This window comes from Curtobacterium sp. MCBA15_009 (genome assembly GCF_001864895.1).
Taxonomy (GTDB): domain Bacteria; phylum Actinomycetota; class Actinomycetes; order Actinomycetales; family Microbacteriaceae; genus Curtobacterium.
Window position 1 is genome coordinate 381,411 of record NZ_MJGO01000023.1, and the last position, 13,449, is coordinate 394,859.

Here is a 13,449-nt window from a genome sequence, read left to right on the forward strand (position 1 = left end):
GTTCCGGTTCCGGTTCCGGTACTGATTCCGGGTCCGGGTCCGATCCGGTTCCGGTCCGGTTCCGGTTCCGGTTCTGATTCCGGGTCCGGGTCCGGGTCCGGGTCCGATCCGGGTCCGGTCCGGTTCCGGTTCTGATTCCGGGTCCGGGTCCGGGTTCGATCCGGGTCCGGTCCGTTTCCGCTTCCGGGTCCGGTTTCGGAGGAGACCCGGAGGAAGCAGCGGTGGGTGATCGGCGACGGCGGTCAACGGTGCCGCGGGATGGGACGCGGGCGGGGCGGCGTGTCCGGCGCCGGCATTTGACGGTTCCGGTTCCCGACCTCCGCGGTTCGCGAACCGGGACCGTCACGCGTAGGTGGATGCATGCGCTCCCATCGGCGCGGAGACAAGGACCGCCGCGGGAAGGCAGGGACCTCGGTGGGGCGCGGAGGGAGGACACGGCCCGCGCCGGGATGACGGGAACCGCGACCGGAAGACAGAGACCACGGCGGGAAGACGGGAACCGCGCCCGTCACCCGAGGTCCGTCACCGCGACCGAGGATCGCGGTCGGAGACCGGTCTCGCGACGAGTGCGACGCCGTTCCCGGACGTGCCCGGGCAGCGCTCCCGCGGTCAGCGCGACCGGACGAGCAGCCAGAGCAGGTACGGGGCACCGACGACCCCGGTGACGACGCCGACGGGCAGCGCGTTGCCCGGGATCGCGAACTGTGCCACGAGGTCGCTGCCCAGGGTGACGACGGCGCCCACCGCGGCGACGGCTCCGAGGGCGACGCGGCCTCCGCCGACCAGGCGTCGGGCGATCGGGGCGGCCATGAGGGCGACGAAGGACACCGGCCCGGCGGTCGCGACGGCGGCGGCGGTGAGGCACACCGCGGTGAGCAGGAGCAGCACCTTCGCGCGGTCCGGCCGGAGTCCGAGGGCCGCGGCGACCTCGTCCCCGAGGCTCAGCACGGTCAGCCGCGGAGACTGCACGAGCGCGAGCACCATGAGCACCACGAAGGCGACGCCGAGCACGCCGACCAGAGTGCGGTCCACGGCGTTGAGGCTGCCGGACAGCCAGAGCAGCGCGGTGCCCGCCTGGGTCACCGTGCCGCTCGTCAGCATCCATCCCGTGATGCTCAGGCAGATGGCTGCCACCCCGATCCCGACGAGCACGACCCGGTTGCCCGTGATGCCCCGACGCCAGGCGAGCCCGGCGATGACGAGCGACACCACGACGGCGCCGGCGAGCACGACGGAGAACAGCGTGCCGCCGGAGGCGCCGAACAGGACGATCGCGGTGATGCCCGCGGCGCTCGCCCCCGAGGTGATGCCGATGACGTCCGGGCTCGCGATCGGGTTGCGCACAACGCTCTGCACGATGCCGCCGGCGACGCCGAGGCTCGCACCGACGAGCACGGCTGCGAGGACCCGGGGCCCGCGCAGCTGCCCGATGACGAAGTCCGAGATGCGGTCGCCGTGGCCGACGAGGGCGCCGACGACCTGGGCGGGTGTGAGCGGGATGGAGCCGACGCCCAGCCCGACGAGGACCAGGGTGACGAGGACGACGAGGACGGCCGCGAGCACGACGAACTCGCGGCGCAGCCCCACCGGGCGACGGCCGGCCCTCACAGTCCTCGCACCGCCTTCGACCGGACGAGTGCGATGAAGACGGGGGCGCCGATGAGCGCGGTGACGAGACCGACCTGCAGCTCCCCCGGGTACGCGACGACCCGGCCGACCACGTCGGCGACGAGCAGCAGCGCCGGGGCGACGAGCGCAGAGAGCAGGATCGTCCACCGGTGGTCCGGGCCGCTGAGTCGGCGGACGGCGTGCGGGACGGCGAGCCCGATGAAGGCGATCGGGCCGGCCGCGGCCACGGCGGACCCGGCGAGCAGCACGGTGACGAGGCCGCCGACGGCACGGACGAGCACGACCCGCTGTCCGAGCGACGCGGCGAGCTCGTCGCCGAGCGCCAGGGTGTTGAGCGAGCGGCCGAGGGCGAACGCGATGCCGAGGCCGACGAGCACCGGCACCGTGATGACGCCGGCGGTGCCGAGGTCCTTGCCCGCGAGCGCGCCGACCTGCCAGAACCGCAGTTGGTCGAGCAGGCTCTGGCTCGTCACGAGCACCGCCGTGGTGATCGACGACAGGGCGGCGGCGACGACGGCGCCGGAGAGCGCGAGGCCCACCGGCGAGAGTCCCCGGCGGGCGAGGGACGCGACCCCGTAGACGAGCAGGGCCGCGAGGGCGGCACCGACGAAGGCGAACGGCAGGTAGGCCGCGGTGCCGCTGACGCCGAAGACGGCGATGCCGGCGACGACCGCGAGCGCGGCCCCGGAGTTGATGCCGAGGACGCTCGGGTCGGCGAGCGGGTTGCGGGTGACGCCCTGCATCACGGCGCCGGCGACGCCGAGGGCCGCACCCGCGAGCAGCCCGACGACGGTCCGCGGGACACGGTTGCCGAGCACGATGAGGCCGATCTCGTCGGTCCGTCCGGGGTGCAGGACGGTGTCGAGCACCGTCGCGAGCGGGATCGGGCGGGACCCGAAGGCGATCGAGAGCGCGCACGCCACCGCGAGGACGACGACCGCCAGCACGGTCGCCCCGACGAGTCGGGGGACAGAGCTGGGAGCGGGGGGCGCGGGCGACGGGGAACGCATGAGAAGTAAGGCAACCCTAACGCGCTCCCGACGTACGGCGACTCCCGAGGGCACGGTGAGCGATCGCAGGGCCCGTTCATAGGCTCGTCATGGGGAACGGTCCTGTACTGGTCTCCATCGACGCCCGCCCGGGCAGCCGATGGACGACCGGAGAGCACCGATGAACGAGACCCCGAACCCCGCCGCCGCCGACCACGACGAGAACGGCACCGCCCGCACCGAGGCCGCGCAGCAGCAGGCGCACGGCCTCCGCTGGGACGCCCCGCACGCCGACCCGGCGACCCTCCGCTCGGCGTACGCCTTCGACGGTTCGGGCCCCTGGCTGTACGGCCCGGACGGCTCTGGCCCCTACGCCTACCGCCCCGACGGTCGCGGCCCCTTCCTGGTCGGCAGCCCGGCGCTCACCGGCTCGCAGCACGCCTGGGCGTCCTCGGCGGCCAGCGCGGACCACCCGGGCGGCTCGACGAAGCGCCCGCGGCGGCTCGGGCTGGTGATCGGCTCGGGCATCGCGGCCCTGGCGATCGTCGGCGCCGCCGGCGGCACCGCGCTCGGTCTGTCCACGCACGGCACCACCACGACGTCGAGCCAGTCGCAGGGCACCACGACCCTGCCCGGTACCGGCAGCGGCACGGGAACCGGGAACGGGACGGGCGGCACCGGCACCGGCACCTACGGCTTCACCGTGCCGGGGGACGGCACCGGCTCGAGCGACGGCAGCACCGGCACCGACGGCGGCACCGGCACCGGCACCCAGTCCCCCGCCACCGCCGCGTCCGCCGCGCAGAAGAAGGGCGTCGTGACGATCAACACGATCATCGGCTACGACGCCTCGTCGCAGGCTGCCGGCACCGGCATGGTGCTCAGCTCGGACGGCACCGTGCTGACGAACAACCACGTGGTCCAGGGCGCGACGAGCATCACCGTCACCGACGAGACCACGGGCAAGGAGTACCAGGCCGACGTCGTCGGCACCGACGCCACGCACGACGTCGCCGTCCTCAAGCTCGAGGGCGCCTCGGGCCTGTCGGCCGTCACGCTCGACGACGACGGCGAGCCGGCCACCGGCGACACCGTGACCGACGTCGGCAACGCGGAGGGCACCGGTGACCTCGTGGCCGCCGAGGGCACCGTCACCGCGACCGACCAGGACATCCAGGTGCAGAGCGAGTCCGGCTCCGGCACCGAGTCGCTGACCGGCATGATCGAGATCGCCGCGGACATCGTGTCCGGCGACTCGGGCGGCCCGGTCCTGGACAGCGAGGGCGAGGTCGTCGGCATGGCGACCGCAGCCTCGTCCGGGTCGGCCGACGTCACCGGCTTCGCCATCCCGATCACCACCGCGAAGACCATCGCCGAGAAGATCCTGGCGGGCGAGTCCTCGAGCACGATCACCATCGGGCTGCCGGCGTTCCTCGGGGTGCAGGTGAGCGACGCGTCGGGCACCACGGGCGGTGTCGCCGTCGCGGGCACGGTCGAGGGTTCCGGCGCCGCGCACGCCGGCCTGACCGAGGGCGACACGATCACGAGCGTCGACGGCACCGCGGTGACGAGCGCGGACCAGCTCACCCGGATCGTGCAGTCCCACGCGGTCGGCGACCGGGTGAGCGTCGACTACACCGACGGCACCGGCGCCGCGAAGACCGTCACGGTCACCCTGACCGCCGGTCCTGCCGCCTAGTCCGCTCAGCCGAGCAGCGCCCGCACCACCGAGCGGTACACGTTGGCCGGGGAGTCCGTCCCGAAGACGGTCTCCCCGGCCTCGCTGCGTCCGACGCGGGCGAAGCCCTGCCCGTCGGCGTGCACGACGGTGACGGGGTTCGGCTTGCCGGGGCGGCGCAGGAACGACACCGTCCAGGGCGCGGCCCAGAAGCGTGCGAGACGCGGGTCGGCCTCGACGAGGTCGGCCGGCAGGTCCGGCGCGTCGGCGCCGCCGGTGAGGCGGCGACCGAGCAGGTGCTCCGGCAGCGACCCCGTGCGGAACGGGAAGGTCCACGCCGGGCCGATGCCGAGCCTCCCGGCCATCAGTGCGACCAGCCGGTCCGGCGGGACGGCGGCGACCACCGCGCCCGTCTCGTCCGTCCCGTCGACGACGGTCTGCGACCAGGCCTGGAGGCGCGTCCCGCCCCCGTCCGGCAGGTGCTGTTCCAGCGTGACCGGTTCCACGTCGCCCGCCCAGGGCGCGAGCAGGGACTGCGTCGCGTCGGGCAGGGTGCCGAGCCGTCCGACGAGGCCGGCCTCGATGAGTTCGCGTCCGGCGGCGCTGCGCAGCAGGGTGGGGTTCCAGCGCCGGCCGGCCAGGCTCCGCAGGGTGCCGACGGCGTCCCTGCTGAGCCGGGGCCCGTCGAGGACGGGTGCCGGTGCGGCCGTCGGCAGGGATTCGAGGTCGCGCTCCGGGCGGACGGGTGTCGGCTCGGTGGCGCGGACGCTCTCGAGGACCGCGAGCACGAGGTCGTCGGTGTCGAGCAGCCGTCGGAGGGGGCGTTCGATCGTCAGGTCGACGCGGTGCCGACCGGTCACGAAGAGCAGGTGGGTGCCGGCGACGTCGCCGGCGTCGTCGGGGCGGACGTACTCGACCAGACGGGCGGGTGCCCCGACGGTCGTCCAGGGGTCGCACCCGACGAGCAGCAGCCCCTCGACCGACCCCGGCAGGCGGGCGAGCAACCCGGTGTTCTCGTCGCCGATCGCACGGTCGCTCGGTCGGGACCGCACGGTCAGCTCGACGTCGTCACCGGTCAGGCGGAGGTCTGCGCGGGGGCTGTCCTCGCGCCGCCAGTGGTCCGGGCGGCGGAGCGTCAGCCGCGCGGTGCGGTCCTCGGTGCCGAGCGCGACGGGGACTGCCATGCCACGAGGCTACGGTGCGTCGTGCGCGCCGGGCGGTGCGGCTCGCCGGTGACGCGCGGTCAGCGGCGGGGCGCGCGTGCGGGCGGGGGCGGCGGGACGGGCTTCGCGGCGACGACGTCGTCGAGCCGGACCTCGACCGGGCCGCGGCGGGTGGCGATCGTCACGGTGTCGGCGGTGCGGGCGAGCAGGTCCCCGAGGGCGTCCTGTGCGCCGTCGCCGTGGTGCGCCCGGACCACGAGCCGGTCCCCGACCGCGGCGTCGTGCAGCACCCCGAGCGCGCGGGCCCGGGCGATCGCTGCCTGTTCGTCCGCGCGCACCGTCCCAGGGTACGGGCCGCCTAGAGTGAGGGGATGGCCAAGGCTCGCGTGGACAGCTGGATCTGGGCCGTCCGGATCACGAAGACCCGGTCGGCCGCGACCGCCGCGTGCAAGGCCGGCCACGTCCGGGTGAACGGGGAGCGCGCGAAGCCGGCGCAGCCGATCGGCCCCGGTGACGAGGTCCGGGTGCGGCAGAACGGCTTCGACCGGATCGTCGTCGTGACCGGCATCATCCTCAAGCGGACGAGCGCCCCCGAGGCCGCGAAGCACTTCGAGGACAGGACCCCGCCGCGGCTGTCGAAGGAGGAAGCCGGGTTCGTGCCGATGCGCGACCGCGGTGCCGGACGCCCGAGCAAGCGGGAGCGCCGCGACCTCGAGAAGCTCCGCGGCTACTGAGCGCGCAGCGCCGACGCTCGCGTCGCTAGACGAACCGGACGGTCTGCTGCAGGCGGTCGCGGACCTCGAACACGTCGACCGACCCGGCGGGCGACCAGACGCCGTTGAGCACCTGGCCGAGGGCGCTCCGCCGGACGACGAGCGCGGTGGGCTTCTTCGGCGAGCCGACGAGCTGCACGTCCTCGTCGACGGCGGAGTCCGGCACGACGAGCAGCCGCCCGGTGAAGCGCACGCGCGTCTGCTTCTGCACGGCGCGTGCGGCGCGGACGAGGTCCTTGACGGGGCGCTCCCCCGGCAGCAGGGTCTCGCCGACGACCTCGCCGTGCTCGACCTGCACCGGACCGCCCCAGTCGATCGACTCCACGGCCCAGAGCCCGCTCGGGGTCAGGACGGCGTGGTCGAGCTTGCCCTCGGCGCCGGCGTCGAGGTCGTGCCAGACCGTGACGCCGATGCCCATGTCCGCGACGATCGCGGCGGTCGCCTCCTCGGCGAGCGCCTCGCCGAGCAGCCGTCGCACGTGCCGGGGTGCCGACCGCACGAGGGCGGGGTCGTACGGGTCCTCGATCGGGTCGCCGAGTCCGACCCACTCGCGCTCCGCCTGCAGGAACACCTCGCGCGACCGACCGCCGGGGTGTCCGTGGGAGCGGGCCCTTGGCCGTGTGTCGCGACGCGCCGCCGGGGGTGCGTAGGCGTCGCGACCGGAGTCGGGCCTCCACACCGAGCTTCCGGACGGACCGGGGCCGTCGCTGGCGGACGGGCCACGCGATCCCGCGTCGTAGGCGCGGCGGGCGGCGGGCGTGCCGATGCGTTCCCAGGCGAGCTGGACCCGGCGGAAGCGCTGCGCGTCGCCGCCGAGGTCGGGGTGGGACTCGCGTGCGGCGCGTCGGTACGCGCGGCGGAGGGCGTCGTCGTCGGCGGTCGCGGGGACGCCGAGGACTTCGTACGGTGTGGCGTCGGCCGGGCTGTCGGTCATGGCCCTGCGAGAGTACCGGAGGGTGGTTCCGAATCCGCCGCGTGGCCGCTGGGGAGCTGCTGGGCCGGTCCGGTGGTCCCGCCGTCGAAGCGGTCGGGAGGCGCGGCGCGGGTTCTCGACGCCCGCTGCGGTCCTCTGTCGGGTCGGTTCGGGTCAGCGGGCGGCGGATGCGACCGGCACGCCGAGGAACGTTCCGAAGCGGGTCGCCGCCGCGTCGAGTGCACGGGTCGCAGCCGCGTCGAGCGGTGTGAAGGGCGTCACCGTGACCGAGACCCCGGCTGCGCGCTCGGTGCGGCTCCACGTGCCGACGACGCGTCCGCGCACGACGGCCATCGGCAGGAACACGCCGTTGCCGCCCGGCACCACCCGGGCGGCGTGTTCGGGGTCGAGCTGGGCGGAGCGGTCGGCGTACCCGAGCAGGTACTCGTCGAACCCCGGCAGGAGGTGTCCGGCGGGCACGCCGCCGACGGCGGGACGGTCGGCGAGGGCGAGGAGTCCGTCGCCGAGGTCCTCCACGGCGGCACCGGCGGCGGCGCGGGCGCGGCGGACGTCGCCGAGCGGCAGCTTCGTCCACGCTGCTGCGTCGGTCGCCGGCGCCGGCCCCCGTCCACGCAGGTACCCGAGGAGCACGCGGCGCAGTGCCTCGTCCCGCTCGTCGGGTGTGGTGGCGCTCGGTGCCGTGGCGGGCGGAGCCCACTCGTCGAGGAGCACCAGTCGCTGCCCGACCCGGGCGGTGGGCCCCCAGGCGACGAGGCCCTCCTGTGCGAGGTGGAGCAGCAGGTGGGAGCCGCGGCCGCCACCGGGGTCGATGCCGGCGCGCCGCCAGACGGTGGACAGGTCGTCGCGGACCAGTCCGGGGCCGCCGGCGAGCGCCGACACCGTGACGTCGCGGGCCCGTGCGACCACTGCCGCGTCGATCCCGAGGGCGTCGGCGCGGCGGGCGGTGCTGCGCAGGGTGCGCCCGGCGGTCAGCGCGAGCAGCAGGCGCAGGTCGTCGGGGCGGACGACGTGCAGGGTGCCGCGCATCGGCCACGACCGCACCAGTGCGCCGCGGTCGAAGGCGTCACGGACGGTGGCCAGGGTCGCGCCGTGGGTCCGCACCCCGACGGCCCACAGCGCCTGCCCGAGGTCCTGCCCCTGCACGGCGAGCATCCGCCCGACCGCGGCCTCGGGGTCGGGCGCGGTGCCGCTGATCCCCTGCGCGGCGAACCGCATCGCGCGGAGGCGCGCAGGGGTCGGCGTCACGCGACGGCGGCTGCGATGTCGTCCGCGTGCTGCTCGATCCAGGCGACGTCGGCGCGGTACAGGTCCGCGTGTCCGTGCTCGAGGTCGCTGGTGAACTTCGGGTTGCCGGCGGCGGCCTCGGTCTCGATGGTGGTGACCATCGCGACGAGCGACGCGGTCATGGTCTGCACGAGGACGCCACGGGACCGGTCGTCGAGGCCGTAGGCGCGGCAGAACTCGGCGGCGCGGGCGAGCCGGTCCGCCAGGTGCGGTGCCGTCGCCCCCTCGACCTGGCCGGTCGTGAACGGCGCGAAGCGGTACACGGCGCTCGCGACGTCCCAGACCCGGGGGCCGGGGTGCGCGGTGTCGAAGTCGATGAGGCCCACCGCGGCGATACCGTCGTAGACGCAGTTGTACGGGGCGAAGTCGCCGTGCACGATCGTCTCGACGGGGGCGCGCTCCGCCTGGGACCACACGTCGGCGTCGGGGTCGCGCGGGTAGCTCGCCGCGGCGTCGTGGTACTGCCGGAGCAGGCGGGCGCTGGTGACGAGGGCGGCTTCGCCGGCGACGTCCTCGGTCCAGGGGTAATCGCCGGCGACGCCCGGGACGAACGAGACGGTCTCGAGGACGTCGCCGAGTGCGATGGGTTCCGGCGCGGCCACGAACCCCTGCTCGTGCAGGTGTGCGAGCAGGCGGTGGACGGTCGGCGTCCACGGCCCGGCCGGCCGGTGGACCCGGTCGTCGGTCCTGGTGATCCGCTCCATGGGGGAACCTCCTGTTGTGACGTCTCCGTTGACGTGGAGGCCACAGTACCGACCGTGGACGCGCCGTGTGACGTCGGCGGTGTAAACAGCGTGTGACGGTCGGCGGCGGCGCGCGGGGTCGGTCAGGAGCGGTCGCGGATCCAGGAGGGTCCGTGCACCACCGCGCCGATCGCTCCGACCCGCGCGCGGAGCTCGCGGTCCGCGGTGACCACGACGACGGGGCCGTCGCCGGCGCTGACGGCGGCCCGGGCGGCCTCGACGATCGCGTCGTCACCGGAGCCGGTGGCCCGCACGACCGCGAGTCGCGCGGGGTCCTCGGCGGTGGTGTCGCGGGCGGCACCCTCGAGCACGACCGTCCAGCGCGGCCACCACCGGGCGAACGGCAGGTCGAGCGCCTCGGCGGGCAGCCCGGCCGCGGCGAGCGCCGACACCGACGACAGCAGGCGCTCGGCCGCGCCGGGGCGGTCCCGCCACCAGCCGTCCGGGACGCTGCCGACGACGTTCGCCGCGTCCACGACCACGTGCGGGGTCGTGGTGATCACGGCGCGCAGCGCGGGCCACGACGCCCCGAAGCCGGGGTGCAGCGGCAGGTCCTCGACCTGGTCGACGGGGACCCAGTCCAGTGCGAGGCTCTCGCGGTCGGCGATGACCGGTTCGAACGGACGGGCGGCGCGCCCCACGACGGTCGTGTACGTCCAGAACCCCAGGTCGAGCAGCGCGGTGTGCCGCAGGTCGATGCCGTCCTCGGGGACGCCGGCCTCCTCCGCCGACTCCCGGAGTGCCGCGGTGACGGCGTCCTCGTCCTGGTGGCGTGCCCCGCCGGGGATGCCCCAGGTGCCCCCGTGGTGGCTCCACTCGACGCGGTGCTGCAGGAGCACCCGGCCGTCGCCGTCGTCGACGAGCAGTCCGGCGGCGCCGAAGCGTCCCCACGCCTTGGTGCCGTCGGGGCCGATCGACCAGGCGTCGCCGGGGTCGCGGGGGCCGGGCGGGGGCCCGGGAGGCGTTGCATCTGGCACGGTCCAAGCCTGGCACACGGTGCCCCGGACGGGCCTCGGAGTGGTCACCGGACGTCGTGTACGGTGTCGACCGAGACACGGGGTGCCGCATCCAGCGGCTGAGATCACACCCGTCGAACCTGCTCGAGCTCGTACTCGCGAAGGGATCGTCCATGGAGAACGCTGCGCCCTCCCCTGCCTGGGCCCACCGAACCGCCGAACTGCTCGAGGCCGTCCGTGCCCGGGCCCCGCTGGTGCAGTGCATCACGAACACCGTGGTGCAGAACGTCACGGCGAACGTGCTGCTCGCGCTCGGGGCCTCGCCCGCGATGGTCGACGTGGCGACCGAGGCCGGGCCGTTCGCCCGGGTCGCCGACGCCCTGCTGGTGAACACCGGCACCCCGCACGCGGAGCCCCGGGTCGCCGCACTCGAGGCGGTGCACGCCGCCCGTGACGCGGGCACCCCGTGGGTCCTCGACCCGGTGGCCGTCGGCTCGCTGCCGGTGCGGACCGACCTGGCGCGCGAGCTGCTCGCGCTGCACCCGACGGTGCTCCGCGGCAACGCCTCCGAGGTCCTCGCCCTGCTCGGCGACTCGGCCGGTGGCCGCGGGGTCGACAGCACCGTGGGCACGGAGGACGCCCGGGTCGCGTCCGTCGCTGCTTCGGACGGGAGGCTCGTGGCCGCGGTGGCTGTGTCGGGAGCGGTCGACCTGCTGGTCGCGCCCGGCATCGGTGTGGTCCGGGTCGCGAACGGCACCGACCTGCTGACGCGGATCACCGGTGGCGGGTGCGCGCTCGGCGCGGTCGTCGCCGCGTTCGCATCGGTGGTGCCGGACGAGCCGGGAGCGGCGGCCGTCGCCGCGACCGCGGTGCACACGATCGCCGCGGAGCTCGCCGCTCGCCAGGCCGGGGGTCCCGGAACCTTCCAGCCGCTGTTCCTCGACCGGCTGGCGTCGCTCACCCCGGAGGACGTCGTGCGGACGGCGCGGATCACGGTCGAGACGCCCGGGGTCGCGGCGTGACCGCCGCGACGGGCGTCGGCGTCTACCTGGTGACCGACGGCGCCCTGGCCGACCGGCACGGCACCGGCGTGCTCGGGGTCGTCCGCGCCGCGGTGCGCGCCGGGGTCCGGATCGTGCAGGTGCGGGACAAGGACGCCTCGGCGCGGGACCTGCTCGCCCTGACCGCCGCGGTGGCCGACGCCGTCGGGGACCGCGCGACCGTCGTCGTCGACGACCGGCTCGACGTCGCCCTCGCGGCCCGGCACGCGGGTCACCGGGTCGCGGGCGTGCACCTCGGCCAGTCGGACGTCCCCGTCACGGCCGCCCGTGCCCTGCTCGGAGCGGACGCCCACGTGGGCCTCACTGCGAACACGCTCGCGCACCTGGCTGCCGTCGAGCGACTCCCCCGCGGCACCGTGGACCTGCTGGGCGTCGGCGTCGTGCACCCCACGGCGACGAAGGCCGACCACCCGCCGGCCCTCGGCCACGACGGGTTCGCCCGGCTGGCTGCCGCCACCGACCTGCCGTGCGTGGCGATCGGTGGGGTGACCCTCGACGACGTCGCGCCGCTCCGGGCAGCCGGTGCCGCGGGTGTGGCAGTCGTCTCGGGGATCTGCGCCGCGGCCGACCCCGGGTCCGCCGCGGCGGCGTACGTGGCGGCATGGGGCGGTGCGTCCGGTCCGGGTCCCGACCACGCGGCGGGGGCGGGCCGGTCCGCGGGGGCCGTGTCGGGCCTCCCGTCCGACGCCACACGCCACGAGGCGGACGCATGAGCGTCCCCCGGGTGCTGAGCATCGCCGGGACCGACCCGACGGGCGGGGCCGGGATGCAGGCGGACCTCAAGGCGATCGCCGCGCACGACGGGTACGGCATGGGGGTCGTGACGGCGCTCGTCGCGCAGAACACGCACGGGGTGCGCTCGGTGCACGTGCCGGACGTCGGGTTCCTGCGGGAGCAGCTCGACGCGGTGTCGGACGACGTCGTGGTCGACGCGGTGAAGATCGGGATGCTCGGCACCGCCGACGTCGTGCGGGTCGTGACGGACTGGCTGCGGGAGCACCGGCCGCCGGTGGTCGTCGTCGACCCCGTGATGGTGGCGACGAGCGGGGACCGGCTGCTCGACGAGGACGCCGCGTCGGCCGTGGGGGCGTTGTTCGCGCTCGCCGACCTGGTGACGCCGAACCGGGCCGAGCTCGTCGTGCTGGCGGAGCTGGCCGGTGCGCCGGGGACGGCGTCGCCGGCGTCGTCGTCTTCGTCTTCGTCGTCGTCGTCGTCGTCTTCGTCGTCGCTGGCGGCGGCTCGTGCCGTGGCGGCGCGGTGGGACGTCCTGGTGCTGGCGAAGGGCGGGCACGACGAGGGGCCGACCTCGGACGACGTGCTCGTGGCACCGGACGGCAGCGCGCGGGTGTTCACCGGGCCGCGGGTCGCGACGACGAACACGCACGGCACGGGGTGCTCGCTGTCCAGCGCGATCGCGACGCTCGCCGCGCGGCACGGCGACTGGGAACTCGCGGTCGGGGTGGCGAAGGAGTGGCTCACGGCGGCGCTCCGCGGCGCCGACGCACTGGCGGTGGGGAGCGGCAACGGCCCGGTCGACCACGGCGCGCAGGCACGGGCGGCCCTGCCGACGCTGTCGTACACGGACGTGTGGTGGGCGGACGCGGCACCGGTGCTGCAGGAGACGATCGACTGCGCCTTCCTGGTGGGGCTCCGCGACGGCACGCTCGAGCCGGAGGTGTTCGCGGGCTACCTGGCGCAGGACGTCCACTACCTGCGGGCGTACGAGCGGCACCTGGCGGCGCTCGCTGCGGCGTCCGGTCCGGGTGACGGTGCCGCTGCGTTCTGGGCGGCGGCCGCGCAGGGGTGCGCCGACGAGGCCCGCGACCTGCACCACCGACGGCTCGCCGGCTCCCACGCCGACGACCCCGTTCACCCCACGTGCGCCGGGTACCTCGCACACCTGCAGCAGGCCGCCGACTCCGGGTCACCCGCGGTGCTCGCCGCCGCGGTGCTGCCGTGCTTCCGGGTCTACGCCTGGGTCGGGTCCCGGCTCGGGGCCGCTCCGGACGGGCACGCCTTCGCCGACTGGATCACGGCCTACGGGGACCCGGGGTTCGCCGCGGCGAGCGCCGAGGCGACCCGGCTCGTCGAGGACCTGGCGCGTGCGGCGACCCCCGACGAGCGGGGGCGGATGGCGCGGGCGTTCCGGCGATCGGTGGCGTGGGAGCTCGCGTTCTTCCGGATGCCGACCGCTGCTGCCGACGTCCCGGTCCCACGCTGACGGACGGAGCTCCGGGCC

The 13,449-nt window shown here is 75.6% G+C and carries 13 protein-coding genes and 1 riboswitch; of the genes, 5 read left to right on the forward strand and 8 right to left on the reverse strand.

The window, feature by feature from the left end; all coding sequences use genetic code 11:
* Nucleotides 1–609: 609 nt before the first annotated feature.
* Nucleotides 610–1,608 (reverse strand): FecCD family ABC transporter permease, encoded by a 999-nt coding sequence (locus BIU97_RS07405; protein WP_071254506.1) that lies wholly within the window; start codon nucleotides 1,606–1,608, stop codon nucleotides 610–612.
* Nucleotides 1,605–2,639, reverse strand: coding sequence for a FecCD family ABC transporter permease (locus tag BIU97_RS07410; protein WP_083404569.1), 1,035 nt, complete (start codon nucleotides 2,637–2,639; stop codon nucleotides 1,605–1,607). The genes BIU97_RS07405 and BIU97_RS07410 overlap by 4 nt, the downstream gene beginning before the upstream one ends.
* 160 nt (nucleotides 2,640–2,799) lie before the next feature.
* Between BIU97_RS07410 and BIU97_RS07415 the strand changes: the two genes are divergently transcribed.
* Entirely contained in the window at nucleotides 2,800–4,317 is a 1,518-nt protein-coding gene (locus tag BIU97_RS07415) for a S1C family serine protease (protein ID WP_083404568.1), read from the forward strand.
* 5 nt (nucleotides 4,318–4,322) lie between these two features.
* On the opposite strand, the gene BIU97_RS07420 is transcribed toward BIU97_RS07415, so the two are convergent.
* Together BIU97_RS07420 and BIU97_RS07425 are read right to left on the reverse strand one after the other, a co-directional pair.
* Complete coding sequence (locus tag BIU97_RS07420; RefSeq protein WP_071254502.1) at nucleotides 4,323–5,480, reverse strand: hypothetical protein; 1,158 nt, start codon at nucleotides 5,478–5,480, stop codon at nucleotides 4,323–4,325.
* Between the two features lie 59 nt (nucleotides 5,481–5,539).
* Nucleotides 5,540–5,797, reverse strand: a complete 258-nt coding sequence (locus BIU97_RS07425; RefSeq protein WP_217639485.1) for a hypothetical protein — start codon at nucleotides 5,795–5,797, stop codon at nucleotides 5,540–5,542.
* A gap of 33 nt (nucleotides 5,798–5,830) precedes the next feature.
* Here BIU97_RS07425 and BIU97_RS07430 point away from each other — a divergent pair, with 33 nt between their 5' ends.
* Nucleotides 5,831–6,193, forward strand: a complete 363-nt coding sequence (locus tag BIU97_RS07430) for an RNA-binding S4 domain-containing protein (RefSeq protein ID WP_071254500.1) — start codon at nucleotides 5,831–5,833, stop codon at nucleotides 6,191–6,193.
* Between the two features lie 25 nt (nucleotides 6,194–6,218).
* Here the strand turns inward: BIU97_RS07430 and BIU97_RS07435 are convergent, their stop codons facing one another.
* From BIU97_RS07435 to BIU97_RS07450, 4 genes are all read right to left on the reverse strand, one after another.
* Nucleotides 6,219–7,166 (reverse strand): J domain-containing protein, encoded by a 948-nt coding sequence (locus BIU97_RS07435; RefSeq protein WP_071254499.1) that lies wholly within the window; start codon nucleotides 7,164–7,166, stop codon nucleotides 6,219–6,221.
* Nucleotides 7,167–7,319: 153 nt separating this feature from the next.
* Nucleotides 7,320–8,411, reverse strand: a complete 1,092-nt coding sequence (locus tag BIU97_RS07440) for a winged helix DNA-binding domain-containing protein (RefSeq protein WP_139195941.1) — start codon at nucleotides 8,409–8,411, stop codon at nucleotides 7,320–7,322.
* Nucleotides 8,408–9,154, reverse strand: a complete 747-nt coding sequence (locus BIU97_RS07445) for a phosphotransferase enzyme family protein (protein ID WP_071297324.1) — start codon at nucleotides 9,152–9,154, stop codon at nucleotides 8,408–8,410. The genes BIU97_RS07440 and BIU97_RS07445 overlap by 4 nt, the downstream gene beginning before the upstream one ends.
* Nucleotides 9,155–9,276: 122 nt before the next feature.
* Entirely contained in the window at nucleotides 9,277–10,170 is an 894-nt protein-coding gene (locus BIU97_RS07450) for an NUDIX domain-containing protein (protein WP_071254490.1), read from the reverse strand.
* 68 nt (nucleotides 10,171–10,238) lie between these two features.
* Nucleotides 10,239–10,334: riboswitch (TPP riboswitch) on the forward strand.
* Here BIU97_RS07450 and thiM point away from each other — a divergent pair.
* The 3 genes from thiM (at nucleotide 10,323) to thiD (ending at nucleotide 13,431) form a co-directional block, all read left to right on the forward strand.
* A complete protein-coding gene (gene thiM / locus BIU97_RS07455) occupies nucleotides 10,323–11,171 on the forward strand; it encodes a hydroxyethylthiazole kinase (protein WP_071254488.1) in 849 nt (282 codons plus the stop codon). (Overlaps the previous riboswitch by 12 nt.)
* Nucleotides 11,168–11,923: a thiamine phosphate synthase gene (thiE, locus tag BIU97_RS07460; RefSeq protein WP_071254486.1), complete on the forward strand. Its 756-nt coding sequence runs from the start codon at nucleotides 11,168–11,170 to the stop codon at nucleotides 11,921–11,923. The genes thiM and thiE overlap by 4 nt, the downstream gene beginning before the upstream one ends.
* A complete protein-coding gene (gene thiD / locus BIU97_RS07465) occupies nucleotides 11,920–13,431 on the forward strand; it encodes a bifunctional hydroxymethylpyrimidine kinase/phosphomethylpyrimidine kinase (protein ID WP_071254484.1) in 1,512 nt (503 codons plus the stop codon). Before thiE ends, thiD begins: the two co-directional genes overlap by 4 nt.
* Nucleotides 13,432–13,449: the final 18 nt, after the last annotated feature.

What these genes read in the sequence shown, in the direction of transcription:
- BIU97_RS07430 (WP_071254500.1), top strand. Translation starts at nt 5,831, where the DNA reads ATGGCCAAGGCTCGCGTGGACAGCTGGATCTGGGCCGTCCGGATCACG.
- thiM (WP_071254488.1), top strand. Translation starts at nt 10,323, where the DNA reads ATGGAGAACGCTGCGCCCTCCCCTGCCTGGGCCCACCGAACCGCCGAA.
- BIU97_RS07445 (WP_071297324.1), bottom strand. Translation starts at nt 9,154, where the DNA reads ATGGAGCGGATCACCAGGACCGACGACCGGGTCCACCGGCCGGCCGGG.
- BIU97_RS07435 (WP_071254499.1), bottom strand. Translation starts at nt 7,166, where the DNA reads ATGACCGACAGCCCGGCCGACGCCACACCGTACGAAGTCCTCGGCGTC.
- BIU97_RS07420 (WP_071254502.1), bottom strand. Translation starts at nt 5,480, where the DNA reads ATGGCAGTCCCCGTCGCGCTCGGCACCGAGGACCGCACCGCGCGGCTG.
- BIU97_RS07415 (WP_083404568.1), top strand. Translation starts at nt 2,800, where the DNA reads ATGAACGAGACCCCGAACCCCGCCGCCGCCGACCACGACGAGAACGGC.
- BIU97_RS07410 (WP_083404569.1), bottom strand. Translation starts at nt 2,639, where the DNA reads ATGCGTTCCCCGTCGCCCGCGCCCCCCGCTCCCAGCTCTGTCCCCCGA.
- thiD (WP_071254484.1), top strand. Translation starts at nt 11,920, where the DNA reads ATGAGCGTCCCCCGGGTGCTGAGCATCGCCGGGACCGACCCGACGGGC.